Source organism: Citrobacter sp. CK191, from assembly GCF_030333435.1.
In the GTDB taxonomy this organism is placed as follows: domain Bacteria; phylum Pseudomonadota; class Gammaproteobacteria; order Enterobacterales; family Enterobacteriaceae; genus Citrobacter_B; species Citrobacter_B koseri.
In genome coordinates this window covers 299809-326385 of the sequence record NZ_JAOWFX010000030.1, presented here as the reverse complement: position 1 = coordinate 326385, position 26577 = coordinate 299809, and the positions used below count along the sequence as shown (strand labels likewise).

The window sequence follows — 26577 nt, the reverse complement described above, 5'->3', positions numbered from 1 at the left end:
GGCCGGATAAGGCCATCGGCCGCCATCCGGCACAACCGTTCGCTAAAGCCTGCCCTGCGCCTGCCGCTGTTGCAGACTCTGGGCAAACGTCTGCATCCCCACCTGCTGGCTGGTCTGAATAACGCCGGGTAACTGGTGAATTTTCCCCTCCCGAATAAGATTGCCAACCGCTGGCGTGTTGATGAGCAGTTCAAATAACGCCACGCGTCCGTCCTGCCTGTCGGTTTCCAGCTTCTGCGACAACACGGCGCGCAGGCTGCCTGCAAGTTGACTGCGTACCGGATCTTTCTCCTGCGCCGGAAAGGAGTCGACCAGCCGCTCTACCGCCTGTGCCGCGCCGCGCGTATGTAGCGTCGCCAGTACCAGATGCCCCGTTTCCGCCGCCGTCAGCGCCAGGCGAATAGTCTCGCTGTCGCGCAGTTCGCCTAATAAAATCACATCCGGGTCTTCACGCAGCGCAGCGCGTAACCCGGCGGCAAAGGTGCGGCAGTGTACGCCAACCTCCCGCTGCTGAATCAGGCAGCGCTGGCTGGTATGGCGGTACTCAATAGGATCTTCCAGCGTCAGGATATGACCATCGAGATGCTGGTTGAGGTATTCCACCATTGCCGCCAGCGTGGTGGATTTCCCGCTTCCCGTCGCCCCGGTCACCAGAATCAGTCCGTTCTCGCCGCCAAGGAGTGCGGGTAGCGCGGCAGGTGTCTGGAGCGCGTCCAGTTGCGGGCACGTAGTGGGCAGCAACCGCAGCGCCAGCGATGCGCCCTGCTCGTGATGAAAAGCGCTGGCGCGTAACCGCAGTTCGCCCGGCAGCGACACCGCAAAGTCGAGCTGACCATCCGCCTGCCACGCCCGGCGCTGCGCGTCGTTAAGCCATTGCGACAGCAAAACCTCGACATTCGGGCTGCTAAACGGGGCTATTTCCACTTTTCCCCGTTTACGCCAGCGTGCAGGCCATGCGTTGCACAGGTGTAGATCCGAGACGTTATGCTTTACACTAAGGGCCACTATTTCTTCCATATCCATACGAACATCCTCGGAAAATGAACGATATCGCGCATAACCTGGCACATGTCCGGGACAAAATCTCAGCCGCCGCGACGCGTTGCGGGCGGTTTTCAGAAGAAGTTACGCTGCTTGCAGTGAGTAAAACCAAGCCTGCGAGCGCCATCGCGGAAGCCATCGCGGTCGGGCAGCGAGCGTTTGGCGAAAACTATGTTCAGGAAGGGGTAGAGAAAATTCGCCACTTCAAAGAAAGCGGCGTCGAAGGGTTGCAATGGCACTTTATTGGCCCCTTGCAGTCCAACAAAAGTCGTCTGGTGGCAGAGCATTTTGACTGGTGCCATACGATCGATCGTCTGCGTATCGCCGCCCGCCTGAGCGAACAGCGCCCGGCAGGTCTGCCGCCGCTGAACGTGCTGATTCAAATTAATATCAGCGATGAGAACAGCAAGTCCGGGATTCCGCTTACGGAACTGGACGCTCTGGCGGCAAGCGTTGTTGAGCTTCCCGGTATCAGGCTGCGCGGACTGATGGCGATCCCCGCCCCTGAGTCAGATTATGTAAGGCAGTTTGAAGTTGCACGCCAAATGGCTGTAGCATTTGCCGGGCTGAAAACGCGCTATCCTGGCGTTGATACCCTTTCTCTGGGTATGTCGGATGATATGGACGCCGCAATTGCGGCAGGTAGCACGATGGTGCGCATCGGCACCGCTATTTTTGGTGCGCGTGATTACACAAAAAATTAAGGAAAACTGAGGAACGCCATGAAGACGTTGACCTTCCTGCTCTCAACGGTAATTGAACTGTATACCATGGTGCTATTGTTGCGCGTATGGATGCAGTGGGCTCGCTGTGATTTTTACAACCCTTTCTCACAGTTTGTGGTGAAAGCGACTCAACCCATTATCGGGCCGCTGCGTCGTATTATTCCGCCAATGGGGCCGATTGATAGCGCTTCCATGCTGTTGGCATTTATTCTGAGCTTTATCAAAGCGATAGTGCTTTTCATGGTCGTGACGTTCCAGCCGATTATCTGGATCGCCGCCATACTTATCGTCCTGAAAACCATCGGCCTGCTGATTTTCTGGGTACTGCTGGTGATGGCGATCATGAGCTGGGTGAGCCAGGGCCGCAGCCCGATTGAATACGTTCTGCTTCAACTGGCGGACCCTTTGCTGCGCCCGATTCGCCGTCTGCTCCCTTCGATGGGCGGCATCGACTTCTCGCCGATGATCCTGGTTCTGCTACTGTATGTTATCAACATGGGCATCGCTGAAGTCTTACAGGCGACAGGCAATATGCTGCTGCCGGGGCTGTGGATGGCGCTATGAGTGCCGTTACACCCTGCGCTGACGGTCTGATTTTACGGCTCTATATTCAGCCGAAAGCCAGCCGTGACAGTATTGTGGGTTTACATGGCGACGAAGTGAAAGTCGCCATTACCGCCCCGCCGGTTGATGGCCAGGCCAACAGCCATCTGGTGAAGTTTCTTGGCAAACAATTCCGCGTGGCGAAAAGCCAGGTCGTCATTGAAAAGGGCGAACTGGGCCGCCACAAACAGGTTAAAATCATTCATCCGCAACAGATCCCGCCAGAAATCGCGGCGTTAACTGATTAGGTATCCTATGCAAAAAGTTGTCCTCGCTACCGGCAATGCCGGTAAAGTGCGTGAGCTTGCCTCACTGTTGAGCGATTTTGGGCTTGATGTCATCGCGCAAACCGAACTGGGCGTTGACTCAGCCGAAGAGACCGGTCTGACGTTCATCGAAAATGCGATCCTGAAAGCGCGTCATGCCGCAAAAGCTACCGGTCTGCCCGCCATTGCCGACGACTCCGGCCTGGCCGTTGATGCGCTGGGCGGCGCGCCGGGTATTTACTCCGCCCGTTATTCCGGCGAAGACGCCACCGACCAGCGTAACCTGGAAAAACTGCTGCATACCCTGCGGGAGGTGCCGGATGAGAAGCGCCAGGCGCGCTTCCACTGCGTGCTGGTCTACATGCGCCATGCAGAAGACCCGACGCCGCTGGTGTGCCACGGAAGCTGGCCAGGAATGATTACCCGCGAAGCGGCGGGCAATGGCGGTTTCGGCTATGACCCTATTTTCTTTGTTCCGTCGGAAGGTAAAACGGCAGCCGAGTTAACCCGTGAAGAAAAAAGCGCGATCTCCCACCGTGGGCAGGCGCTGAAGCTGCTGCTGGACGCCTTACGCAATGGTTAAGCTGCCGCCGCTGAGTCTTTATATTCACATCCCGTGGTGCGTGCAGAAATGCCCGTACTGCGATTTCAACTCGCATGCGCTGAAAGGCGAAGTGCCGCACGATGATTATGTTCAGCACCTGCTGAGCGATCTCGATACCAACGTGGCATATGCGCAGGGACGCGAAGTAAAGACCATTTTTATTGGCGGCGGTACGCCGAGTCTGCTCTCAGGCCCGGCAATGCAAACGCTGCTGGACGGCGTGCGGGCGCGCCTGCCGCTGGCGGCGGATGCAGAAATCACGATGGAGGCGAATCCGGGGACGGTAGAGGCCGACCGTTTCGTTGATTACCAACGCGCCGGGGTAAACCGTATCTCCATCGGCGTGCAGAGTTTTAGTGAACCGAAGCTAAAACGCCTCGGGCGCATTCACGGCCCGGAAGAGGCGAAGCGGGCAGCGAATCTGGCGAGCGGTCTGGGGCTGCGCAGCTTCAACCTGGACCTGATGCACGGCCTGCCGGATCAAACGCTGGAAGAGGCGCTGGGCGACCTGCGCCAGGCTATCGCGCTCAATCCGCCGCATCTGTCGTGGTATCAGTTGACTATCGAACCTAACACGCTGTTCGGCTCACGCCCGCCGGTATTGCCAGACGATGACGCACTGTGGGATATCTTCGAGCAAGGCCACCAGTTGCTGACGGCGGCAGGTTATCAGCAGTACGAAACCTCCGCGTATGCCAGGCCGGGTTATCAGTGTCAGCACAATCTGAACTACTGGCGCTTTGGCGATTATCTCGGAATTGGCTGCGGCGCGCACGGTAAAGTGACCTTCCCGGACGGGCGCATCCTGCGTACCACTAAAACGCGTCACCCGCGCGGTTATATGCAGGGGCGCTATCTGGAAAGCCAGCGTGATGTCGAACAGGCCGACAAGCCGTTTGAGTTCTTTATGAACCGTTTTCGGTTACTGGAAGCGGCTCCCCGGGCAGAGTTTACGCAGTATACCGGGCTTGCCGAAGCGGTAATTCGTGAGCAGCTCGACGAGGCCATCGCCCAGGGGTATCTCACCGAATACGAGCAGCACTGGCAGATTACCCAACACGGCAAGCTGTTTTTAAACTCCCTTCTGGAGCTGTTTCTGGCGGAGTGATGGCGGGTGAAGATGTAGGCCGGATAAGGCCTTGAGCCGCCATCCGGCAAATTGCCTGATGGCGCTGCGCTGATCAGGCCTACAGGATTAGGGCGATAAGCGCAGCCACCTTCACCGATTAATACTGATTAAACATCGTCTGGATCTGTTGCGGATCTTTGGTTTGCGTCAGCGCCAGTTGCAACAGCACGCGCGCTTTTTGCGGGTTCAACGAACCGGAAGCGACAAACCCGTATTTCGCGTCATCGACTTCAGCATCCTGCGTGGTGGCGCCAGTCGGTACACGAGAAGAACGCACGACAACCGTGCCTTTATGCGCAGCAGTCGCCAGCGTATCGAAAACCGTTTTGTACAGGTTGCCGTTACCCACGCCCGCGCTCACAATCCCTTCATAACCCGCATCCACCAGCGCTTTCGCCGGCAAATCGGACGCATTCGCGTAGTTATAAATAATCCCGACTTTCGGCAGCTCAGTCAGCTTAGAAACGTCAAACGGCGTGGAAGTGGTGTGCTTGCGCGCTGGCGTACGCTGATAATCGATTTTACCGTTGTGAATGTAGCCCAGCGGCCCGTAATTCACAGACTGGAAGGTGGCGACATCGGTGGTATTGGTCTTGGTAACGTCACGGCCGTCCAGCACAGTGTCGTTCATCACCACCAGTACGCCGCGATTCGCGGACGCTTTATCCGCCGCAGTAACCACGGCGTTATAGAGGTTGAACGGGCCGTCTGCGCTCATTGACGTGGACGGACGCATCGCCCCGACCAGCACTACCGGTTTATTACACTTGACGGTCAGGTCGAGGAAATAAGCCGTCTCTTCCATCGTATCGGTACCGTGGGTGATCACGAAGCCGTCGGTGTTATCGCAGTCGGTATTGATTTTCTTCGCCAGCGTTAACCAGACTTCATCGTTCATATCCTGCGAACCGATATTGACGACCTGCTCACCTTTTACAACTGCGATATCCTTTAACTGAGGCACCGCGTCCACCAGGCTTTCGACACCAACTTTACCCGCCGTATAATTTGATTTTGTCGCGGAGTCACCGCCACCGGCAATGGTTCCCCCGGTCGCCAGAATAGTGACATTCGGCAAAGCCAGCGCCGCGCCGCTGCAACCCATTACCAGAGCGGCGAGTACCGTTTTCCTGAAAAACTCCATGTTATTTCTCCAGTTACGTGAATTTGACGCATTATCCCAATGTCGAAGATGAATAATGTGACGTCTTCCAATTAACCAGATAAATATCTTTTTACGTTTGTGGTTTTTAGAGATGGATATCAAAACGGCGGGGTATGACAACATAAAACGGCACAGCAGGCGCTGTGCCATAGACAAGAGTTTTATTTCAGGCTGCTCACCAGCGCTTTGCGGCTGTCTTCCAGCGTCACAACGCGACTGCACACATCTTTGCCAAACTGCTGGAAGTCTTTTTCCTGATTCTTCCATTCGTTCTGAATCGACGTTTGCAGACCGCCGAGGCTACCCAGCACGCCCTGCAACGGATTACCGCCGCCTTTAAGCACCGCTTTCGCGCCCATTTCGTTAATGCTGTCCTGCAAAATGCCGCCCATCGCCTGATTCACCAGCTGCTGGCCGTCGGCGCGCACCTGATCAATCGCCTTGTAGTGGAAGGTCAGGCCGTCAGTACGATGCTCAATGATGCGGTTCATCTGCTCTTTCAGTTGCGCATCAAGTTTGGTCAATCGACCACGCATATTGCTGCTTTCGCCCACTTCCTGCGCGATGATTTTATCCAGCGCCACGCGGCCTTTCTCGACGCGGCTTCTGGCGCCCTCATCGATCCACGGCAGCGCGCTGCGCAATTCCGCCTGGTAATCTTTCGCCTGTTCGCGCTGCGCGGCGCTAAGGGTGTACTGTTTGCCGTTAAACATCAGGTTGCCGTCCGGCGCGATCACCAGGTTGCCGTTTTCGCCTTTTACCTGAACCGTTTGCGGGCTAAGAATCACATCGTCACGCGGAGTGACGCTGCATTGATAATCTGCGTGTGCGGCCATCGCCGTCAACGAAAGAACTGCCGCCAGCAGCGTTTTGCGCATCATAACTTTCCCTCAAGACAAATCGGGCCAGCAAATGCTGGCCCCGTATGCTTTATTAGTCCCACCAAACGTCGAAAAGTTCGCTGGTGCGCACGTCTTCAAGTTTGTGTTCTTCCAGCCACTTACGCACAATCGCCTGATGTTCTTCGGTGCATTTGCCGATTTCCTGCATGCAGATCAGCCCTTCCCAGGACAGATAACCGCTGCCGTCAAACGCCAGTTTATTTGGCTCAATAACGTCATTGATAAAGTCATCGACAATTTTATCAACCTGCTCTTCAGAAGTGCCTTCCGGGAAACGCCATGCAACCGAAAACCCTAATTCCTGGAATTCGTCGATATGCATTTTTTTACGCAGACGACGACTACGGTTCTTTGCCATTATTTCACCCTCTCGAACATTAAGTCCCATACGCCGTGGCCAAGACGATGACCACGTTGTTCAAATTTGGTTACCGGGCGCGATTCCGGGCGCGGTACATAATCGTTACTCTCTGACAGGTTTTTGTACCCGTCGATGGAGGACATCACTTCCAGCATATGCTCCGCATAGGCTTCCCAGTCGGTCGCCATATGGAACACACCGCCCAGCTTCAGTTTGCTTTTCACCAGTTCGGCAAACGGAACCTGAACGATACGGCGTTTATTATGACGCGCTTTATGCCACGGGTCAGGGAAAAAGAGCTGAACCATCGATAAAGAATTGTCAGGAATCATTTTATGCAGCACTTCAACCGCGTCATGACACATCACACGCAGGTTCCCCACGCCTTCTTCGTGCGCAGACGCCAGACATGCGCCAACACCAGGCGAATGCACTTCAATACCGAGGAAATTTTGTTCCGGGCGGGCTTTCGCCATCGCCACCAGCGAGGCGCCCATACCAAAACCAATCTCAAGCGTAACCGGCGCGTCGCGGCCAAACAGCGTGGCGAAATCCACCGGTTCTTCGCTGAATTCAACGCCCATCACCGGCCAGTAGTTTTCCAGCGCGTGTTCCTGCCCTTTCGTCAGTCGCCCCTGGCGACGAACAAAGCTACGAATTCGGCGCAACGGGCGGCCGTTTTCATCAAATTCCGGTGAAATGACGTCGTTCTTCATAAAAGTTAAGTCTGCTTGTGATTGAGTTCCGAAAACGGGCATTATCCAAAGTTAGTTGCCGGATGCAAGTAAAGGAAGAGAGTGATCACAGGAAAGTTCCGGTTTACACCTCGTTGCCTCTGTGCTGCAATCTTGCCCCCAGCAATTTTAAAGCGGTGACCATGCAAGCGTCTCAATTTTCGGCTCAGGTTTTGGGCTGGTACGATAAATACGGGCGGAAAACCCTGCCCTGGCAAATTGACAAGACGCCCTACAAAGTATGGCTCTCGGAAGTGATGTTGCAACAGACGCAGGTTGCGACAGTTATCCCCTATTTCGAACGTTTTATGTCGCACTTTCCAACGGTGACGGATTTAGCCAACGCGCCGCTGGATGAGGTTCTGCATTTGTGGACGGGCCTCGGCTACTACGCCCGCGCGCGCAATCTGCATAAGGCGGCGCAACAGGTGGCGACGCTGCACGGCGGCCGGTTCCCGGAAACGTTCGACGAGGTCGCCGCCCTGCCCGGCGTAGGCCGCTCCACCGCCGGCGCGGTTCTCTCGCTCTCTTTGGATAAACATTTTCCGATTCTCGACGGCAACGTTAAACGCGTGCTGGCACGCTGCTATGCTGTCAGCGGCTGGCCGGGGAAAAAAGAGGTTGAGAAACGGCTGTGGGATCTGAGCGAACAGGTTACACCTGCCAACGGCGTGGCGCGTTTTAACCAGGCGATGATGGATTTAGGCGCTATGGTGTGTACGCGCTCCAGGCCGAAATGTTCGCTGTGCCCGCTCCAGAATGGCTGCGTTGCCGCCGCGAACGAGAGCTGGTCGCTGTACCCCGGTAAGAAGCCAAAACAGACGCTGCCGGAGCGTACAGGCTATTTTTTGCTGTTGCAGCATAATGACGACGTGTTTCTGGCGCAGCGTCCGCCGAGCGGCTTATGGGGCGGATTATACTGTTTTCCTCAGTTTGAGGATGAAGATGACTTGCGTCAGTGGCTGGCGCAACGGCATATTCAGGCCGATAATCTCAGTCAACTTAATGCTTTTCGCCACACGTTTAGCCATTTCCACTTAGATATTGTGCCTATGTGGCTTCCCGTGTCTTCATTCACCGAGTGCATGGATGAAGGCAACGCGCTCTGGTATAACTTAGCGCAACCGCCGTCGGTCGGACTGGCGGCCCCCGTGGAGCGTTTGTTACAGCAGTTACGTACTGGCGCGCCGGTTTGAGCACCCCGGTCGATAAAGAGGATTTTTTATGAGCAGAACCATTTTTTGTACTTTCCTGCAACGTGAAGCGGAAGGCCAGGATTTTCAGCTGTACCCGGGCGAACTGGGGAAACGCATCTACAACGAGATCTCTAAAGAAGCGTGGGCGCAGTGGCAGCATAAGCAAACCATGCTGATCAACGAAAAGAAACTCAACATGATGAACGTCGAGCACCGCAAACTGCTGGAGCAGGAGATGATCAACTTCCTGTTTGAAGGGAAAGACGTGCATATTGAAGGCTATACGCCGGAAGAGAAAAAATAAGCATCTCTTGCTGGCAATCTCGTAGGCCGGATAAGGTGCTTGCACCGCCATCCGGCAAAACGATACAACAACAAACACAACACGCACTCCCGGAATGATGAAAAAATTTTTCGCGCTTGCTCTTGTTGCGCCGTTGCTCATCTCCTGTTCCAGTTCGACCAAAAAAGGCGATACCTATAACGAAGCCTGGGTCAAGGATACCAACGGTTTTGATATTCTGATGGGGCAGTTTGCCCATAACATTGAGAATCTGTGGGGGTTCAAGGAAGTGTTGATCGCGGGTCCGAAGGACTACGTGAAGTACACTGACCAGTATCAGACCCGCAGCCATATCAACTTTGACGACGGTACCATCACCGTCGAAACCATTGCCGGAACAGAGCCCGCCGCGCACCTGCGTCGCGCGATCATCAAGACGCTGTTAATGGGCGACGATCCCGGTTCGGTCGACCTCTACTCCGACGTCGATGATATTCAGATCTCCAGAGAGCCGTTCCTGTATGGTCAGGTGGTCGATAATACCGGGCAACCCATTCGCTGGGAGGGACGCGCAACCAACTTCGCTGACTATCTGCTGAAAACGCGTCTTAAGAGTCGCAGTAACGGTCTGCGCATCATCTACAGCGTGACGATCAATCTGGTGCCGAACCACCTGGATAAACGTGCGCATAAGTATGTTGGCATGGTTCGCCAGGCCGCACGCAAATACGGCGTCGATGAGTCGCTGATTCTGGCGATTATGCAAACCGAGTCCTCTTTCAACCCGTATGCGGTCAGCCGTTCCGACGCGCTGGGGCTGATGCAGGTAGTACAGCACACCGCCGGGAAGGACGTATTCCGTTCACAGGGGAAATCGGGCACGCCAGGCCGCAGTTTCCTGTTCGATCCTGCCAGCAACATTGATACCGGCACCGCTTATCTGGCGATGCTCAACAATGTCTATTTAGGCGGCATTGATAATCCAACATCGCGTCGTTACGCGGTGATCACCGCCTATAACGGCGGTGCAGGCAGCGTGTTGCGCGTTTTCTCTAACGATAAGGTTCAGGCGGCAAACATTATCAACAGTATGTCCCCGGGCGATGTGTACCAGACATTAACCACGAGGCATCCTTCTGCGGAATCGCGTCGCTATCTGTATAAGGTCAATGCCACCCAGAAATCCTATCGTCGGAAGTAATCTCGCCGTTCCCGCCCCCGATCGCACTGGGGCGGGAAGGCCGAAAAGTGTTAACTCCATCACTCTTTTGCTTTGCAATTAGAAATTGTTTGCAAATATTTGTCACAGGTAACAAAAAATACCCTTTCCTCATTGATAGAATCACATCATATTGCAACGGCAAATGTGCCTTTTAAAACATTCATCCGCTATATGGTGTGAGGAAATTAACATGAATCTTAAGCTGCAGCTGAAAGTCCTCTCCTTTCTGCAGTTCTGCCTGTGGGGAAGCTGGCTTACCACCCTCGGCTCATATATGTTTGTCACCCTTAAATTCGACGGTGCATCCATCGGTGCTGTGTATAGCTCGCTGGGGATTGCCGCCGTCTTTATGCCCACGCTGTTAGGGATTGTGGCCGACAAATGGTTGAGTGCGAAATGGGTATACGCCATTTGCCACGTCGTTGGCGCTGCAACATTGTTCATGGCTGCCGAAGTGACCACGCCAGGCGCCATGTTCTTTGTGATCTTGCTTAACTCGCTGGCCTATATGCCAACGTTAGGGTTGATCAACACCATCTCCTACTACCGCCTGCAATCCGCAGGGATGGACATCGTCACCGACTTCCCGCCTATTCGTATCTGGGGCACCATCGGCTTTATTATGGCGATGTGGGGCGTAAGCTTCTCTGGCTTTGAACTGAGCCATATGCAGCTGTACATCGGCGCGGCGCTTTCCGTCCTTCTGGTACTGTTTACGCTTACGCTGCCGCACATTCCGGTTGCCAGACAGCAAAAGAACCAGAGCTGGACTTCAATGCTGGGGCTGGATGCTTTCGCGCTGTTCAAAAACAAACGCATGGCGATTTTCTTTATCTTCTCCATGATGCTGGGCGCCGAGCTGCAAATTACCAATATGTTCGGTAACACCTTCCTGCACAGTTTTGATAAAGATCCGCTGTTCGCCAGCAGCTTTATCGTGCAGCATGCCTCGGTCATGATGTCGATTTCGCAAATTTCCGAGACGCTGTTCATCCTGACCATTCCGTTCTTCTTAAGCCGTTACGGTATTAAGAACGTCATGCTGATCAGTATTGTGGCCTGGATGCTGCGCTTTGGCCTGTTCGCTTATGGCGACCCAACGCCGTTCGGTACCGTGCTGCTGGTTCTGTCGATGATTGTTTACGGCTGCGCCTTCGACTTCTTCAACATCTCCGGTTCGGTGTTTGTGGAAAAAGAGGTACGCCCTGAAATCCGCGCCAGTGCGCAGGGCATGTTCCTGATGATGACTAACGGCTTCGGTTGTATCCTTGGCGGCGTCGTGAGTGGTAAAGTGGTGGAACACTACACCCTGAACGGCATTACCGACTGGCAGACCGTGTGGCTGATTTTCGCAGGCTACTCTCTGGTTCTGGCCTTTGCGTTCGTGGCGCTGTTTAAATACAAACACGTTCGCGTTCCGGCAGGCGCGCAGACTATCGCGCATTAATCTTTACGCCGGATGGCGCTAATGCTTATCCGGCCTACAAGGGAGTCGCCCCGTAGGCCGGATAACGCGAACTTATTTCAGCACATAGCCATACAGCCGTTTAATCCCATCGGCATCGGTTTCGCTGTAAACTCCCTGCAACTCAGGCGAGAAGCCGGGTAGCAAATTGACGCCCTCTTCCAGCGCCAGGAAGTAGCGCTGTACCGCCCCACCCCACACTTCGCCCGGCACGACGCACAGCACGCCCGGAGGATATGGCAGCGCGCCTTCTGCCGCGATACGCCCTTCAGCGTCACGAATACGAACTAACTCAACATCGCCGCGAATAAAAGCGCTATTGGCATCCTGCGGATTCATCGCCACCGCAGGCAGGCTCTCTTTGCGGAACATCGCTTTTTGCAGATCTTTCACATCAAAACTGACGTACAGATCGTGCATCTCCTGGCATAACTGGCGCAGGGTGTAGTCGCGGTAACGTACCGGATATTTGTTAAAGATGGTCGGCAGCACATCCGCCAGCGGCGTGTCGTCTTCGATATGTTGTTCGAACTGGGCCAGCATCGCCACCAGTTGCGCCATTTTGGCTTCGCTTTCGGCAGGCGTCAGCAGGAACAAAATCGAGTTGAGATCGCATTTTTCCGGTACGATGCCGTTCTCACGCAGATAGTGCGCCAGAATAGTGGCCGGGATACCAAAGTCGGTATAGCGCCCGGTTTCAGCATCAATGCCCGGCGTGGTCAGCAGCAGTTTGCACGGATCGACAAAATACTGATCCTCCGCATAGCCTGCAAAGCCATGCCATTTCGCCCCGGGTTCAAAGCTGAAGAAGCGTCGATCGCTGGCAATCAGTGCCGTTGGATGCTCCTGCCACGGCTTACCGTCCACAAGCGGCGGAATGAATAGCTGAAGCAGTTTGCAGCGGGCGAGTATCGCCTTGCGTGCCTCGATGCCCAGCGCCACGCACTCTGCCCACAGACGGCGACCGCTCTCCCCTTCATGGATTTTGGCATTGACATCCAGCGCAGCAAACAACGGGTAGAACGGACTGGTGGAAGCATGCAGCATAAAGGCGTTGTTCAGGCGCTTGTGCGGGCAAAAACGCGCCTGACCGCGAATGTGGTTGTCCTTTTTGTGAATCTGCGAGGTTTGCGAGAAACCAGCCTGTTGCTTGTGTACCGACTGCGTAACAAAAATTCCCGGATCGTTTTCGTTCAGCGCCAGCAGCAGCGGCGAACCGTCCGCCATCATCGGAATAAATTGCTCATACCCGACCCAGGCGGAGTCAAACAGGATGTAATCACACAGACTGCCGATTTTGTCGATGACCTGACGGGCGTTGTAGATAGTGCCGTCATACGTCCCCAGTTGAATGACGGCCAGACGAAACGGGCGCGGCCGATCGGCTTTCTGCGGGGCGACCTCACGGATCTGCTCACGCAGGTATGCCTCGTCAAAACAGTGCTCATCAATGCCGCCGATAAAACCAAACGGGTTGCGCGCGGCTTCGAGATAGATCGGCGTGGCGCCCGCCTGAATCAACGCCCCGTGGTGGTTTGATTTATGGTTGTTACGATCGAACAGCACCAGATCGCCGCACGTCAGCAGCGCGTTGGTCACAACCTTATTCGCCGCCGAGGTGCCATTCAGCACGAAATACGTTTTATCCGCATGAAAGACTTTCGCCGCAAACTTCTGCGCATGCTTGGCCGATCCCTCATGAATGAGCAGATCCCCCAGCTTTACGTCGGCGTTGCACATATCCGCCCGAAAGAGGTTTTCGCCGAAGAAGTCATAAAAATGCCGACCGGCCGGGTGTTTTCTGAAAAACTCACCGTGCTGATGGCCCGGGCAGGCAAAGGTGCTGTTACCCATATCGACATACTGGGTCAGCGTGTCATAAAACGGCGGCAGCAGATTCTCTTCATAACGGCAGGCGGCCGACTCCAGTTCCAGCCAGTCCTGCGCGTTGCCGCTTATCACCGCCTCAACACCGGCAGGCGCATCAACATGATCGTCAGAGAGAATAAACACCGGCAACTGAAAACCGGTGCGTTTAAGCAATGCCAGGATGCCGCTGCGACTATCCGCAACGGTAATGACGACTGCCGCGACATCAGTAAAGTCAGTGCCGTCCAGCGCCACCACATGGCGGTGGGTAGACAGGCGGGAGACCAGTTCACCACTGGCGGCAATATTCATTGATTTCATAAGCGCAAAAACCCGTTTCGGGAGAATAGAAGTCCCAGGCAAGGTAACATTACCCTGCCCCACGAAATGTTGGGTCAAACTGGTCACCAGCTCCGACCGCCAGACATCAGTAAAAGCAGACAGCCTCTGATCTTACTGTTGTCCCGCAGTGAGCGTGCGCTGCCCTCACCGCATGGTGAGAGAATGAAGGGAGATCAAAGAAAGGGGCAATCGTCGCGCAGAAAGGCGAAGTTGAAGGCGATGTAAGGGTAATATGGTCATCCCAGGCAGCCCCGTACAAACAGGAGAAAATTCGCGCAATCATGGCACCTTTCCCCTGGGGGCGCAAGATCAAATCCCGGACATACGCGCCATCGACAAACGCGCATAATACGTGATATTCAGGGCATAATAATGCAATCAGATAAAACAAATAGCAGGAGCGACTGTGGTAATCGGGCCTTTTATTAACGCCAGCGCCGTTTTAGCTGGAGGCGTGCTTGGCGCGCTTCTCAGCCAGCGTTTACCGGAACGGATTCGTGTCTCAATGACCTCTATTTTCGGGCTGGCATCGCTGGGGATCGGTATTTTACTGGTCATAAAATGCGCTAATCTTCCGGTAATGGTTCTGGCGACAATCATCGGCGCGCTTATCGGCGAGTTTTGTTACCTGGAAAAAGGCATCAACACGGCGGTGACGAAAGCGCAGCAACTGATTAAGAAACCGGGGAAGAAAGCCGTCCACGACACCTTTATTCAGAACTATGTCGCCATTATTGTTCTTTTTTGCGCCAGCGGAACCGGCATTTTCGGCGCGATGCATGAAGGCATGACCGGCGACCCGAGCATTCTCATCGCAAAATCGTTTCTCGATTTCTTCACGGCCATGATCTTCGCCTGCTCGCTGGGAGTCGCCGTCGCCGTTATTTCCGCCCCCATGTTGGTTATCCAGCTATTGCTCGCCACCTGCGCGGCCTTAATTTTACCGCTCACCACCCCGGCGATGATGGCAGATTTCAGTGCCGTAGGCGGATTACTGCTGCTGGCGACCGGTCTACGTATTTGCGGAATCAAGATGTTTGCGGTGGTCAATATGCTCCCCGCCCTGCTCCTGGCGATGCCGCTTTCCGCCGCGTGGACCGCGTTTTTTGCCTGAAAATGCGTGCAATACCAACAATCTGGTGATAGATTGTGCAGTCTGCATGGATTTGAAGAAATTTCGTTGACGAAACGAAGCGAATCGGTTTTAATGCGCCCCGTTGCCCGGATAGCTCAGTCGGTAGAGCAGGGGATTGAAAATCCCCGTGTCCTTGGTTCGATTCCGAGTCCGGGCACCACTTATTCATACACGGACGTCCATTGACGTCCGTTTTTCTTTTTAAAGTCAACAAACTATCTACTTTATCCCCCTCACTGACGTTCACTAACATTCATCAACATCCACATTGCCTTGATGGTATATCTGTTGGTATTGTTAGTTCGATACGTTTTGTACCATCACAGGGAGGGGTAAACGATGGCTCTCACTGATGTCAAGGTAAGAAATGCCAAGCCCGCCGACAAGCCTGTAAAGCTCACTGACGGCAACGGCATGCATCTTCTTATTCATCCCAATGGCTCCAAATACTGGCGTCTACAATACCGCTTTGCAGGAAAACAAAAGCTACTGGCTCTTGGGGTCTACCCTGCAGTCTCTCTTGCTGATGCCCGTAACCGTAGAGATGATGCCAGAAGATTAATTGCTGCTGGTATCGACCCCTCCGAAAAGAAAAAAGCAGAAAAGGTAGAGCAAAGCGGCGCTCTTGCTTTTGAGTCCGTTGCCAGAGACTGGCATGCAAGCAACATCAAATGGTCAGAAACTCACGCAGAGAGAGTGCTGAACAGCCTTACCAACCATGTGTTCCCTGTTATTGGTAAACGAAACATTACCGACCTCAAAACCCGTGACCTACTTCAACCAATTAAGGCGGCTGAAAAGTCCGGGCATCTTGAGATTGCTGCTCGTCTCCAGCAACGTATCACCGCTATCATGCGATATGCTGTCCATAACAGTATTATCGATAGTAATCCTGCACAGGACTTAGCAGGTGCCATTGCAACAGCAAAACGAGTCCATCGCCCGGCTCTTCCATTTGAACGCATTACAGAGCTTCTCAGCCGTATTGAGAGCTATAGAGGAAGACAGCTAACCCGCCTCGCTGTGCGACTCACTTTACTGACTTTTGTTCGTTCAAGTGAGATGCGTTTTGCCCGTTGGTCTGAAATTGATTTCAAAAATGCGCTCTGGACGATACCTGCAGAACGTGAAGAACTACAAGGAGTGAAACACTCCAGCCGTGGCTCTAAGATGAAAACCCCTCACTTTGTTCCATTAAGCAAGCAGGCTTTAGCCATCTTGAGAGAAATTCAGAAGCTCAGTGGAGATCAGGAAATCATCTTCATTGGTGATCATTATGCCTATAAGCCTATGAGTGAAAACACTATCAACAACGCGCTTCGTAAAATGGGCTATGACACCAAAACAGAAGTTTGTGGACATGGTTTCCGCTCTATGGCCTGTAGTGCCTTAATCGAATCCGGCTTATGGTCAAAAGATGCTGTTGAACGTCAGATGAGCCATCAGGAGCGTAACAACGTCCGCGCTGCTTACATCCATCTTGCTGAGCATCTTGATGAGCGGAGGCTAATGCTTCAGTGGTGGGCTGATTATCTAGATGCTAACCGGAAAGGGATATTACGGCCATACGATTTTAAAAACTGAGGGACGTTATAAAAAAGTTGGCTGAGAAGATAATGCCAATCACTTAAGCATTTTGAAGAATATAAACTCATAATAATGCTTAAAAGTGAAACGAAGAAATCAGTATTCATCCCTATTTTTCTTGCTTAGAGGCCCGTATTCTTGGGCCTTATTACTTTAGTCAACAGCATTCGGCTGAGAATGCTCTATTTAAAAAATGTTTTTATCAGCGTCAATAATTTATGTAATTTTTTATGCTTGTTATTGTGATAAAAATATTTGCCTCCTTTTAATGATACAAAATCTTCATGTAAAAATTTTTTTGAACTTGCGCACTAGTATATTAACTAGTTAATGTTCAAAATTCGCGAATAGATAATAATGAAATTTCTTTAGAAAAAATCACTAATAAAAATGTAATAAACCTTGTGCAGCGGATGGAATTTTAATATAAATATGTAGACTACACTACATGGAGATACGTACAATGCCATTCAACTTATGCTGGAGAAAGCCAAACCTCCCAGAGGGGGATCTGCAACTGCTGGTTCAAGGACATGCTTCTGGCGTGTTACGCCTTACACAGGCTGGCTATACTGACAATGGTAAAGTTATTGATCAAACGGAATATTTCCGGTATCAGGTATTCTCTGGATTGCTATGGTATGAAATTGATGGAAAGGAAATGGCTGAGGCAACCTTCCATTTACAAATAAAAGGTACATCGGTAGGTACGTTTAAGCTTAAATTAAGCCATAAACCTTCATGGGAAGCAGGCCAGAATAATTATACAACCGGATTGCACTGGGATGACGCCAAATATTTGATTCAGCGTCGTGATTTAGTAGGGTGTGATCTCGAACTATACAAGGCCATCGATGAAAACTTCGATTTTTTAATTTCAATACATTGACACTTAGAGTTTTCAGGGAGAACTCTATAGTTCTTCCCTGTTGGACAATACAGCATATTATAAAATAGAGTTAATGCAGATGACTTTAAAAAATATACTACTACAGGGTTTGGTTTTGGGAGATGAACATATTCATTCAGTAAAGAATGTGTTATCAGATGAAAAAAATAATAAGATTATAATTAGCGTGGCATTTGCAAGAAAAAATGGAGTGCATCTGCTCAAAGATACTCTCTCCAAGTTCAAAGATAAAATTGAACTATTCGTTGGTATTGCTAATGGTGTAACCTCAAAGCAAGCGGTAGAGGAAATCATTAGATGTGGTATTTCTCCATATTTAATAAATATGGGAACAGTATCGAGAATATTTCACCCTAAAATATATCTCGCTTTTCAGAACGAAGGCATACATATTATCACTGGCAGTGCAAATTTAACATATTCCGGGCTTAGTGAAAATATAGAAATTAGTACGCATGTTTTTTTAGAAAAGGGAACATCAAATTATGATATTTTAACTGATAAGATTGATTCAAGTTTTGAATTATTAAAAAACAACCATCCTAACAATGTAAAAAAAATTAATAGCAAGGAAGAATTAAATATTTTACATGAAGATGGTTTTTTAGAAGATGAGGATATTAAAGACTCAGCATTAATACTAAGTAAAACAAAAACTAAAAACCCTAAATTTATTCCTGCATTCCCAAAGGTTATTAAAACAAAACAATTAACCAGCATTGCTAGCCACATATCACATAATGAAAATCATGTGGGCGAGGTCTGGAAAAGTAAACCTTTAACAAGAAGAGATTTAAATATACCGACAGCTACAAAAACAAATCCAACAGGATCAATGTTTTTCAAAAAAGGATTGTTCAGCAACATTGACCAACGACATTATTTCAGAAATGAATTATTTAGCGAACTAACATGGGTTATAGATACCAATCCTAATAAAAAACATTTGGAAAGAGCCGAAGCCATATTTGAAATAATAGTCAATGGGATTTCTTATGGTGATTTTAAATTAAAGTTAACACATGACAGCAGAACGGATAGTAAAACATATAAACAAAATAATAGTGTTACACAGATCCATTGGGGAGGAGCTAAAAATTATATTTCAAGAGAAGAATTACTAGGAAAAACAATGATTTTATATCATATTGGTGGTAATAAATATCAAATTTCTGTTGAGTAATTATCGAAGCCCTATCAATTTTGATTTAATGATAGGGCCACTTTTAAAACTTCTAACTTCGCTGCCTTCTATTTTTTAACTTATTCCAAATATGTATTAACTTTTCAACTACTTCGTCACCATATCCCATGTGAGAGAATATTTTCTTCCCTTGCTCTGCAAGAATTTGCTCCATGGATCTGTTCATCATAGAGTTATTTAACTCAGATAAATCGAACTCAATTTTTTCCGGTAGAGGGATAAACAGCTTCCTTATCTCAGAAGGGACAAGCTCCATTACGCCACCACCATAAGAACGCCCCTCTAGTTCTGCGAATATAGCAGTTAAAGGATTGAGGAAACAATAGGACAATTTTTCCTCATTAATATTAGATTTAGGTTTAATTCTATAGGCTGTATCGGTTGTATAAGCTTGATATTGATTATAAATTAATCTTGGAGCATCATGAGATCGTTTAAGCATAGCTAATTTTGTGCTAAATACAGAGGGAACCTTATACCAAGGTTTTCGAATTCTGCACTTATATCGCTTGTGAAAGCCCTGTAATTCACCATTGAAAATGTATTCTTGCGTTTTTTTAGGTAGTTCATGAAATTCTTTATCCAAATATAAAAAATAAACTGGAAGCTTATTCTCTATATTAGCTAAATGTTGAACCTCATCGTATATAACACCTTGGCAATGTTGACTTCTTCCAAACATTGGATGGGTGAACTCACTTAAATCAAATGCGTCAACTACATCTTTATTTACGAGGAAAAACTCATTGGCACCTGTGACCATTCCCACTTCAACATTTGCTATAGTATCAAAAGAGTGTACGTTTGGATGTTTAATAATCTCATTAAGAAGGTTAACTTCATTTTTATCTAGGACGGCTTTTGTCCACTTACCTTTTACGGTATCACCATTGATTGTATTTGTTTCGTTGAATATATCTTCGGGATTTTTTTGTAAAAAATCGAAGCCACTGACCCCTTTAATTCCGACACCTTGTGATGCACAATCCAGATTAATTTTCTTTTCAACTAATAGAATGACCGCGCCTTGTAAGGTTTCACTGAACCATATTTCTTTTGGATCAATAATTACAATTTTAGAGCAATGCTCACCCAAGAATGTCCTCAAGGATTGTGCATGCATTACATTTATAATTTCTGATGGAATTACCATGCCAAGACGTCCTCCGGGATTGAGGAGCGAAACGCCAGACAAAATAAAAGGCACCCATGCATTTGTATGTTTAGTAAATTTTAAGTCAAGCAATTTGAAAATTGCTTCAGTATTTTCTTGGAAATCCTTTTCTAAGAATTGATAACGTATAAAGGGAGGATTGCCAATAATAGCATCGAAAGAAGTATTTTTTTTCTGAATTGCCACTTTTGCCCATTCCAGAAAATCACCTTCTGTGATTTCAACGTCTGAAAAACCTAAGGATTTGCATAACTCCATAGATTTTTTAGCTTCTATATCGAAAAGTTCATAACCTTGTACTTTAGTGTTTTTGTCAAATTTATTATTGTATAGAGACTGAAAGAATACACCATCACCGCAACTCGGTTCTAGAATACTTTTAGGTTTGTTATTAAGAACCCATTTGGTTGTAAAGTCAGCGATGTTTTGTGGTGTATAATAACCACCACGTAGTTTTTGAGCTGTCTGATCTGCTTTAAATTTCATTTCGCATTCTCTTTATTCTTATTTTCAATTTGCTCTTTCGCTTTTAAAGTAAACCAATCTTTAAGGGTTATAGACTCCATAGCTAAGATAGAGTAAAGCTTTTTTTTTAACTCAGGGTCTACTTGTAACACGATCCTTCCAGATCTTCCGATAGCCATATATATCTCTCTTAAATTCATTCACACCTATGTTACCTATGTGACATAGGCATTTCAAGTTATTTTTTTAAAGAATATATGGCAGAATTAATCTTTAAGAGACTACTAAGCATGGCGCAAATAAATATTCAAAATAAATTTATTAATTAAACACCATTGAATATATAAAGATGATATAATTGTGAATATAAGCATTTATTATTGCCTGCCAATCAATTCATCAAGAAACCTTTTTCCTCGCAATTTGAGCCTTGCCTTATCTTCAGCACCAAGGTTTTTAAAATGAATTAATACGCCTAATACAAACTCCTTATCAACATCTTCTACTTTACAGCCAACAGCTTTAGCCACTTCTGCCCCGAGAATGATCTTCAGGCGTGTCTCAGCACTCTTGGACAAAGATTTCTCTTTAGTCTTGAGACGATTCAAACGCATCTGCGCTGATGCTATTTTTTGCTTAATGGTTTTTTCTGATCTTGGCTTTCTGCTTTTATCATCCGTATTCATAATTAATTTTCCTTTTGGTTGTCAAAAACATGGAATACAATTAAAAAAGGAAAAGGTCAAACCATAGGCAGAAGGTTGAATGCTTTGTATTCCAGATTAAATTACGCAGCGCGATATGATTGTTCCAGACAATCAATAGCTGAACAGGCTTGCCTGTTAATGATTGTATTTATCCCGAAAAAATGGCATTTTGGTTTTAAAAATGAAATGTCAGTAAGCTAAAAATAAAATCATGCAACACAAACGAGTGCAACCACTAATATTTAATACCTAATACTCTCCACGTTACTTATTTTATCAAATCAATGGAAACAATTTCATTTGTTATCTTTTGATTCTGTTTTTTGATCTTAACCTGTGAATTGTGCAACACATAAAAGCATCTGCTATTTTCACTATTTTATCTCAATTCCACTTTCCCGCCTTACGGCGGGAGACTAATTTAACTACTTTTGCCCTTACGGGCGCTTTCTAAACACCAAAATCCAATATTATTATCCTACCTCAACCGTTTATCCGATTCCACCCCTGTTAATTTCACAGATATTGAAACTAGCGTTATTATTTAACTATAGAAAAACTTTTTACATTGTCATTATTTTTAGCTCCTTTAGGAGATATAAAAATAAAGCAATGCCCACCTATACACTGCTACGCAGTGTGTGGGGTCTACCGACGGTTGCCTGCCGCAGGCTAAAAGCAAGGTCAACGTCAACACCAAAGTTTTTCTTGCGAAAAACTAAAACCAGCATAGTCACATTGGAGATTTAATTTTTGGTTTGATTTTTAAATTTATATTGAGGTTGTTTTTATTATATGGCTATTTTTCATCTTGATTTTAAAATTGTGAAACGTTCAGAAGGCAGGTCTTCCGTTGCGAAGGCTGCCTATCATGCTCGTACACGCATAACAGATGAAAGAACAGGTGATACCTATGATTATAGTCGCCGAACTGATTTGTACGGGCATTTCATATTAGCACCAGTTAATGCTCCAGAACATATAGTAAAAGACTCTACAGCATTGTGGAATGAAGTTGAAAGAGTTGAGCGCCAGAACAATGGACAAACAGCCCGTTATTTCGATGTAGCTATCCCTGCTGAATTAAATAATGACGACAAGAAAAAACTTGTCCTCGAATATTGTCAGAAAAACTTCGTTGATAAAGGCATGATTGCCGACATCGCTTTTCATGATCTTGATAGCGACAACCCACATGCTCACGTTATGTTGACATTAAAAACTATAGGACCAGAAGGTTTTGGTAAAAAGGAAAGGAGCTGGAACGACAGAAAAATGTCTGTTTTATGGCGTGAATCATGGTCAGCTATGGCTAACAGCTACCTTGCTGCCGCTGGTTCGTCAGAACGTATTGATCATCGTTCCCTTCAGGCCCAGCACGAGGAAGCGTTAGAAAAAGCCGCAGTTGCTTTGGATAATGAAGAAAAAGCGCTATGGCTTGCTAAGGCCGCTGAAACAAATCGTCCTGCAATGAAACGTATCCACAGCGCTAAATGGCGTAGTAAGGCTGCTCAGGAGCAAAGAGCCAAAGAACAAGCTGTTCGTGATGCTGCCAAGCAAGAAGCCGTTGAAGTCTACAAAACATTCAGTGAGCTTGATCTTGAAATCATTGTTGATGTCAGAAGCTTTACTGTGGCTGTTCTTGCTGAATCAGAAGAGATCGTATTACCTGAAACACACTCCGGCTCTTCTACTGATGAGAATCAAAGACCTGTATTGGTAGCACCAGCTCCTCATACTCGTATGCGTGGCGTTAAATCTTACCGTGATAAAACAAAAGTCAGTAAAGTTGTTGCTGGTAAAAAACCATCGGTCAGTATTTCTGATTCTGGATCAAATACTATTCTGCAAACATCCTCCTCTCAAAACCCAAACAGGGCATCCAGAAGCGCCCCTGAACGTGTTAAAAGGAAACAGACTATTCCACGTCAGGATAATGTCTTTAAACGCTTTACAGCCCTTTTGGTTGATTTTATCAGGGGTAAATTTATATGGGCTAAAACAGGCAAAACTAAAGTTGATATTATCAGTGAAGAACATGATAAGCGTATTGCTGAAAACTACGTCTTTGATGAGGTATTAGGCCGTCATGTGTCACGTAATGAATATGAACAACGTGATAAATTCAATAATGATGAAAAACAACATCAAACTGAGACCTGTGTCCTTAAACCAACGGGAAAAGAAATTAGTCGTTTCCCAAGTCGTGTGAAAAAATCTGAACAACACAACAACGAACCGGAGTACAGACCTACACTCTCATCTGGTAAGCGCAGCGGGCCTAAATTAAGACCGCCGGGCTTTCCGCTAAAATGAGATGATTTTTACCGCACTAACCTCGTTCACTGGACTTGAAAACCAGAACACCCCCTGACATAATGCTTATCTTTTATAAAATCAGAGGGTTTAAATATGTCAGACCGTTTCTTGATTACTCCACATAGCACCACACTTACTTACAGAATCGGGGAAGGAGAGGAAATCACTCAGGAAATCCCTCTTCATATCGTGTTTGATATTGTTTCTCAGGTTGTTATTGGGGTTTATGGTTCTTTAGAAGAAGCTCAGCTAAAAAAGACCGAGCTTGAAGAAAAATTAAAATCTACACGAAAACTTCGCATGTAATGATTGGCATTTCTTTATACCTGTTTTTATGCTCCTGAATCTCAGGGGCATCAAACATGATTACTGCATCATTCCCTTCAGGTGATACATACCAGCAGCCATTTTCTTTTTTATTATATGGATGTCTCTTATCTGTTTTTGATATAAAACCTTTTCTTATGTTAACACCTTCAGGCCATTCATTGATTTCTTCAATCATAAATGAAGTTTCATCTATGTGTGTATGCCTGAAAAGTTGAAATTCTTTTATCTCTACAGAAAAAGGCATTTTTATATATGACTGATAAACATTACCATCTTCACATAATAAAAAGCATTCGATGCCGGACCAAGGAATCTTGTGAACCCACTCATTAAGGACTGGATTGCCACTCACATGTTCAGGCCAGTCATTACTCAATTTTATTAAAATTTTCATACTCTCTCCTTTTTATTATTAATTAGCAAAACAAAATCCAATGTCAAATAAAAAGCTGAGAATAAAACCATGCCTTTCAAAAAAAGACATGGTTTAAATTCTATTTTACATCCTTCGCCTGAAAACAACATTATCAGAGAAAATTGCCTTACCTGCGACAAACCCAACAGCCGCAATTATTGGTAGGCTGATAGTAGCTCCCGCCATACCTGTAGACATTCCGATCAGTATAGACAGGCCGAAGGTCAATAATATAACCACGAAAGCATACCAGCCGGGGAAGGTTCCATACAGAACCGTCGCCATGCAGCCGGTGCAGACATGGACGCCTCTCTGACTTTCTTTTAGGCAAAAAGGACACTGAATAGTTTTGTTTTCCATGATAGACCCCTTAGATCGCTTTCCAGCCATTGCTGGTTTTAACAAGATTAATCATGCTCTCTTCAGGTTCATTCATACCCTTGACGCTGGAGAACGCTTTTTTGTCCACCCAAGAAGGAACATCCGCCAACTTCCATGTATATGACACGCGAACAACTTTCTGATTACCGTTTCCCGGTTCAGTCCATTCCTTTATCTCAGCAACCGCACGATGACCAATACAGGCACCATCTTTACGATCCCAAAACTCAACCGCTTGGCCTTTGTCTGTTACTTCCAGAACATCGACACTACTGAAACCATTAGCTTGTTGAGAAACATCAAGCAGCCCCTGATTAGCCAGACCTTTCAATATTTCATCACTGGCACTATACCCCGCTGAACGGTAGCCACGGTTAACCTTAATCGGAAAACCTTTATTAAATACAATGTCGTTGTCCTGCAGGGAGTAGCACAGCTTTGATTGTGATATTTTTGCGTTGATCGCTTTCTCAAAATCCCCTTTTTCACCGCATCCCGATACAAGAGCAGCAAGACCCGCCACGAGTAAAAATTTACGCATAGTGTTATCCCAGAGTTAATGGTTGATTGTGCCGTTTCTCAGAACAACCAGACGAACTGGCATATCGGCATTGTTGACGGTAGCGAATCCACGGACTTCGAAATTGTTTACAGTTCCGGTGACGCTGACTTTCTGGCCTTTCTTATAAGTAAGAACTGCATTATCAATACCGGAGTAGTAATCCAGCCAGACCATCCCGCCGCAGTAGCTTGTATCGGCTGTTTTAAAGAGCAGATAATAGTTAGGGGCTGATTTAGGCATCCCCGTCATCATATCGCTGGCACTTCTGCCTTTCGTAACTTCAAGAACAGTCGCATTTGCGATTGAGATCCGTTTTCCCGTCCATTTTTTCTCTGCTGCCATTGCGTTTTCTTCATAGTCTTTGCAGACAGCACCAAGGCCAGATACAGACGATACCGGGCCAAGGCTTTGAGTGGTGGCAGTTCCCCCCAGCGCTTTACCTACTGAAGACAACGAAGAACTGATTGCTCCATTAACTGTATTCACGCCATCGTTGAGCTGCTGACAACCTGTTAGTGCGGCAGCAGACAGTACCAGTGGCATCACTATCCGTAATTTCATATCTATCCCCAATGTGTTGAAACTTTATGTCAAAGACAGCCCTACCCATAGGTTGGTCTCTCTGGGCTGAAAAAAAGCATTAATCAATTGATAGGATTCAATTTATTTTTCTGTTCGTCATATCGTTTGTATCGATCGAATTCAAATCATTTGATAGTTTTAAGCTATCATAAACACACAATCGATCGATATAAACAATTAAAACACCGATCAATTGATGCCCATTCGATAGTTATAATCTATCAAATGTAATTTATTGATCTTTTATATCGATCAATAAGTGGTGTAATGTGCACGAAGAGCCATGTCAGTAGCTGTTTGCACATGGATGGAGATAGAAAGGTATAGGTCAGAACAGGTAATACCCTGTCGACCATTACGCAGACAGGGATTGTTAGATCTCAGGTAACGTAGCTATCTTCCGATATGGTGTTGCAAAAACCTGTATGCAACGCATGTTTTAATATGCTGTTTCATATGGAATGGCTACCATTCAGATTTTTCAATCATCTTCCAAAGCACTCACACCGCTTGCCGGGAAATTGGTTTTCATATTATTCGATATCTTCGGAACTAAGGACTCTATTGTTTCTTCGCTAACTTGGCTCAGTTCAGAAATCAATCTTCTATATGTATTAATCATTCGTTCCTGATCACACTCATGTGCTGATTCTGATAAGAAGAAATAGTCATAATCTTTGACATGAATATTATCACTATTTTGCAAAGTGAGTTTTATTACTTGTTCATTCTCTTCAACATCTTTAACAATACAAGTCATAAATGGTATTTTTCTATTTGTATGAAAGAGCGTAATAATCTTAATGTTGTTCATTCTTTATTTTCCTTCTTTTTTATTATTTAATACCATATCGAATCGGTAAAAATCAAATTTAACTCATTTAATAAACGTTTTACCT

The 26577-nt window shown here is 47.5% G+C and carries 28 protein-coding genes, 1 tRNA gene and 1 pseudogene; 16 read left to right on the top strand and 14 right to left on the bottom strand.

Annotated features, from left to right (window positions below; genetic code table 11):
* Positions 1 to 42: 42 nt before the first annotated feature.
* Entirely contained in the window at positions 43 to 1023 is a 981-nt protein-coding gene (locus OGV82_RS11070; protein ID WP_047461349.1) for a type IV pilus twitching motility protein PilT, read from the bottom strand.
* A 17-nt stretch (positions 1024 to 1040) separates the two neighbouring features.
* Here OGV82_RS11070 and OGV82_RS11065 point away from each other — a divergent pair, with 17 nt between their 5' ends.
* Genes OGV82_RS11065 through hemW form a run of 5 tightly spaced genes read left to right on the top strand, consistent with a single transcriptional unit; the run spans position 1041 to position 4347 of the window.
* The gene (locus OGV82_RS11065; RefSeq protein ID WP_047461347.1) at positions 1041 to 1745 is read left to right on the top strand and encodes a YggS family pyridoxal phosphate-dependent enzyme; all 705 of its coding nucleotides are present in this window, start codon (positions 1041 to 1043) and stop codon (positions 1743 to 1745) included.
* A gap of 18 nt (positions 1746 to 1763) precedes the next feature.
* Positions 1764 to 2330 (top strand): YggT family protein, encoded by a 567-nt coding sequence (locus OGV82_RS11060; RefSeq protein WP_012135068.1) that lies wholly within the window; start codon positions 1764 to 1766, stop codon positions 2328 to 2330.
* Positions 2327 to 2617 (top strand): DUF167 family protein YggU, encoded by a 291-nt coding sequence (yggU, locus tag OGV82_RS11055; protein WP_012135069.1) that lies wholly within the window; start codon positions 2327 to 2329, stop codon positions 2615 to 2617. Before OGV82_RS11060 ends, yggU begins: the two co-directional genes overlap by 4 nt.
* Before the next feature lie 7 nt (positions 2618 to 2624).
* On the top strand, positions 2625 to 3218 hold the full coding sequence (locus OGV82_RS11050; protein WP_012135070.1) for an XTP/dITP diphosphatase: 594 nt from the start codon (positions 2625 to 2627) through the stop codon (positions 3216 to 3218).
* Positions 3211 to 4347 carry a radical SAM family heme chaperone HemW gene (hemW, locus tag OGV82_RS11045; RefSeq protein ID WP_047461345.1) on the top strand — a complete coding sequence of 379 codons (1137 nt, stop codon included), beginning with the start codon at positions 3211 to 3213 and terminating at the stop codon, positions 4345 to 4347. The genes OGV82_RS11050 and hemW overlap by 8 nt, the downstream gene beginning before the upstream one ends.
* A 118-nt stretch (positions 4348 to 4465) precedes the next feature.
* Here hemW and ansB read toward each other — a convergent pair whose 3' ends face one another.
* The 4 genes from ansB to trmB all read right to left on the bottom strand — a co-directional run bounded on the left by ansB (position 4466) and on the right by trmB (position 7512).
* Positions 4466 to 5512: an L-asparaginase 2 gene (ansB, locus tag OGV82_RS11040; protein ID WP_047461343.1), complete on the bottom strand. Its 1047-nt coding sequence runs from the start codon at positions 5510 to 5512 to the stop codon at positions 4466 to 4468.
* A 182-nt stretch (positions 5513 to 5694) separates the two neighbouring features.
* The gene (locus OGV82_RS11035; RefSeq protein ID WP_047461341.1) at positions 5695 to 6414 is read right to left on the bottom strand and encodes a YggN family protein; all 720 of its coding nucleotides are present in this window, start codon (positions 6412 to 6414) and stop codon (positions 5695 to 5697) included.
* 52 nt (positions 6415 to 6466) lie between these two features.
* Positions 6467 to 6793: a YggL family protein gene (locus OGV82_RS11030; protein ID WP_012135074.1), complete on the bottom strand. Its 327-nt coding sequence runs from the start codon at positions 6791 to 6793 to the stop codon at positions 6467 to 6469.
* Complete coding sequence (gene trmB, locus OGV82_RS11025) at positions 6793 to 7512, bottom strand: tRNA (guanosine(46)-N7)-methyltransferase TrmB (protein ID WP_024130937.1); 720 nt, start codon at positions 7510 to 7512, stop codon at positions 6793 to 6795. The genes OGV82_RS11030 and trmB overlap by 1 nt, the downstream gene beginning before the upstream one ends.
* A gap of 161 nt (positions 7513 to 7673) precedes the next feature.
* On the opposite strand from trmB, the gene mutY reads away from it, so the two are divergent.
* The 4 genes from mutY to OGV82_RS11005 all read left to right on the top strand — a co-directional run bounded on the left by mutY (position 7674) and on the right by OGV82_RS11005 (position 11678).
* Positions 7674 to 8726 (top strand): A/G-specific adenine glycosylase, encoded by a 1053-nt coding sequence (mutY, locus tag OGV82_RS11020; protein WP_047463933.1) that lies wholly within the window; start codon positions 7674 to 7676, stop codon positions 8724 to 8726.
* 28 nt (positions 8727 to 8754) lie between these two features.
* Positions 8755 to 9030 (top strand): oxidative damage protection protein, encoded by a 276-nt coding sequence (locus OGV82_RS11015; protein WP_012135077.1) that lies wholly within the window; start codon positions 8755 to 8757, stop codon positions 9028 to 9030.
* Between the two features lie 97 nt (positions 9031 to 9127).
* Positions 9128 to 10210, top strand: coding sequence for a membrane-bound lytic murein transglycosylase MltC (gene mltC / locus OGV82_RS11010; RefSeq protein ID WP_024130939.1), 1083 nt, complete (start codon positions 9128 to 9130; stop codon positions 10208 to 10210).
* 211 nt (positions 10211 to 10421) lie between these two features.
* Positions 10422 to 11678: a nucleoside permease gene (locus OGV82_RS11005; protein WP_047461338.1), complete on the top strand. Its 1257-nt coding sequence runs from the start codon at positions 10422 to 10424 to the stop codon at positions 11676 to 11678.
* A 72-nt stretch (positions 11679 to 11750) separates the two neighbouring features.
* Here the strand turns inward: OGV82_RS11005 and OGV82_RS11000 are convergent, their stop codons facing one another.
* Positions 11751 to 13886 carry an ornithine decarboxylase gene (locus OGV82_RS11000; protein WP_047461337.1) on the bottom strand — a complete coding sequence of 712 codons (2136 nt, stop codon included), beginning with the start codon at positions 13884 to 13886 and terminating at the stop codon, positions 11751 to 11753.
* A gap of 427 nt (positions 13887 to 14313) precedes the next feature.
* Between OGV82_RS11000 and OGV82_RS10995 the strand changes: the two genes are divergently transcribed.
* The 5 genes from OGV82_RS10995 (at position 14314) to OGV82_RS10975 (ending at position 18722) form a co-directional block, all read left to right on the top strand.
* On the top strand, positions 14314 to 15021 hold the full coding sequence (locus OGV82_RS10995) for a DUF554 domain-containing protein (protein WP_012135082.1): 708 nt from the start codon (positions 14314 to 14316) through the stop codon (positions 15019 to 15021).
* 105 nt (positions 15022 to 15126) lie between these two features.
* Positions 15127 to 15202 (top strand) — tRNA-Phe (locus OGV82_RS10990).
* Positions 15203 to 15381: 179 nt separating this feature from the next.
* A complete protein-coding gene (locus tag OGV82_RS10985) occupies positions 15382 to 16626 on the top strand; it encodes a tyrosine-type recombinase/integrase (protein ID WP_101744086.1) in 1245 nt (414 codons plus the stop codon).
* Between the two features lie 466 nt (positions 16627 to 17092).
* The gene (locus tag OGV82_RS10980) at positions 17093 to 17518 is read left to right on the top strand and encodes a hypothetical protein (protein ID WP_223349716.1); all 426 of its coding nucleotides are present in this window, start codon (positions 17093 to 17095) and stop codon (positions 17516 to 17518) included.
* 79 nt (positions 17519 to 17597) lie between these two features.
* Positions 17598 to 18722 (top strand): hypothetical protein, encoded by a 1125-nt coding sequence (locus OGV82_RS10975; RefSeq protein ID WP_233607634.1) that lies wholly within the window; start codon positions 17598 to 17600, stop codon positions 18720 to 18722.
* 52 nt (positions 18723 to 18774) lie between these two features.
* Here OGV82_RS10975 and OGV82_RS10970 read toward each other — a convergent pair whose 3' ends face one another.
* The 3 genes from OGV82_RS10970 to OGV82_RS10960 form a co-directional block, all read right to left on the bottom strand.
* Entirely contained in the window at positions 18775 to 20403 is a 1629-nt protein-coding gene (locus OGV82_RS10970; protein ID WP_101744085.1) for an Eco57I restriction-modification methylase domain-containing protein, read from the bottom strand.
* Positions 20400 to 20534, bottom strand: a complete 135-nt coding sequence (locus OGV82_RS10965; RefSeq protein WP_001440510.1) for a hypothetical protein — start codon at positions 20532 to 20534, stop codon at positions 20400 to 20402. The genes OGV82_RS10970 and OGV82_RS10965 overlap by 4 nt, the downstream gene beginning before the upstream one ends.
* A gap of 225 nt (positions 20535 to 20759) precedes the next feature.
* Complete coding sequence (locus OGV82_RS10960; protein ID WP_064839909.1) at positions 20760 to 21068, bottom strand: conjugal transfer protein TraD; 309 nt, start codon at positions 21066 to 21068, stop codon at positions 20760 to 20762.
* 816 nt (positions 21069 to 21884) lie between these two features.
* Here OGV82_RS10960 and mobQ point away from each other — a divergent pair.
* Entirely contained in the window at positions 21885 to 23405 is a 1521-nt protein-coding gene (mobQ, locus tag OGV82_RS10955) for a MobQ family relaxase (protein WP_101744084.1), read from the top strand.
* A 96-nt stretch (positions 23406 to 23501) separates the two neighbouring features.
* The gene (locus tag OGV82_RS10950) at positions 23502 to 23714 is read left to right on the top strand and encodes a hypothetical protein (RefSeq protein ID WP_047406826.1); all 213 of its coding nucleotides are present in this window, start codon (positions 23502 to 23504) and stop codon (positions 23712 to 23714) included.
* Positions 23715 to 23892: 178 nt separating this feature from the next.
* On the opposite strand, the pseudogene OGV82_RS10945 reads toward OGV82_RS10950, so the two are convergent.
* From OGV82_RS10945 to OGV82_RS10925, 5 genes and pseudogenes are all read right to left on the bottom strand, one after another.
* Positions 23893 to 24132: pseudogene (locus OGV82_RS10945) on the bottom strand (hypothetical protein); the annotation flags it as partial.
* Positions 24133 to 24237: 105 nt separating this feature from the next.
* Entirely contained in the window at positions 24238 to 24513 is a 276-nt protein-coding gene (locus tag OGV82_RS10940; protein ID WP_000428933.1) for a hypothetical protein, read from the bottom strand.
* A gap of 10 nt (positions 24514 to 24523) precedes the next feature.
* Complete coding sequence (locus tag OGV82_RS10935; protein ID WP_101744082.1) at positions 24524 to 25075, bottom strand: SEN1982 family lipoprotein; 552 nt, start codon at positions 25073 to 25075, stop codon at positions 24524 to 24526.
* Positions 25076 to 25090: 15 nt separating this feature from the next.
* Positions 25091 to 25657 carry a hypothetical protein gene (locus OGV82_RS10930; protein WP_101744081.1) on the bottom strand — a complete coding sequence of 189 codons (567 nt, stop codon included), beginning with the start codon at positions 25655 to 25657 and terminating at the stop codon, positions 25091 to 25093.
* Between the two features lie 502 nt (positions 25658 to 26159).
* Positions 26160 to 26492 carry a hypothetical protein gene (locus OGV82_RS10925; protein WP_101744080.1) on the bottom strand — a complete coding sequence of 111 codons (333 nt, stop codon included), beginning with the start codon at positions 26490 to 26492 and terminating at the stop codon, positions 26160 to 26162.
* Positions 26493 to 26577 lie beyond the last annotated feature (85 nt).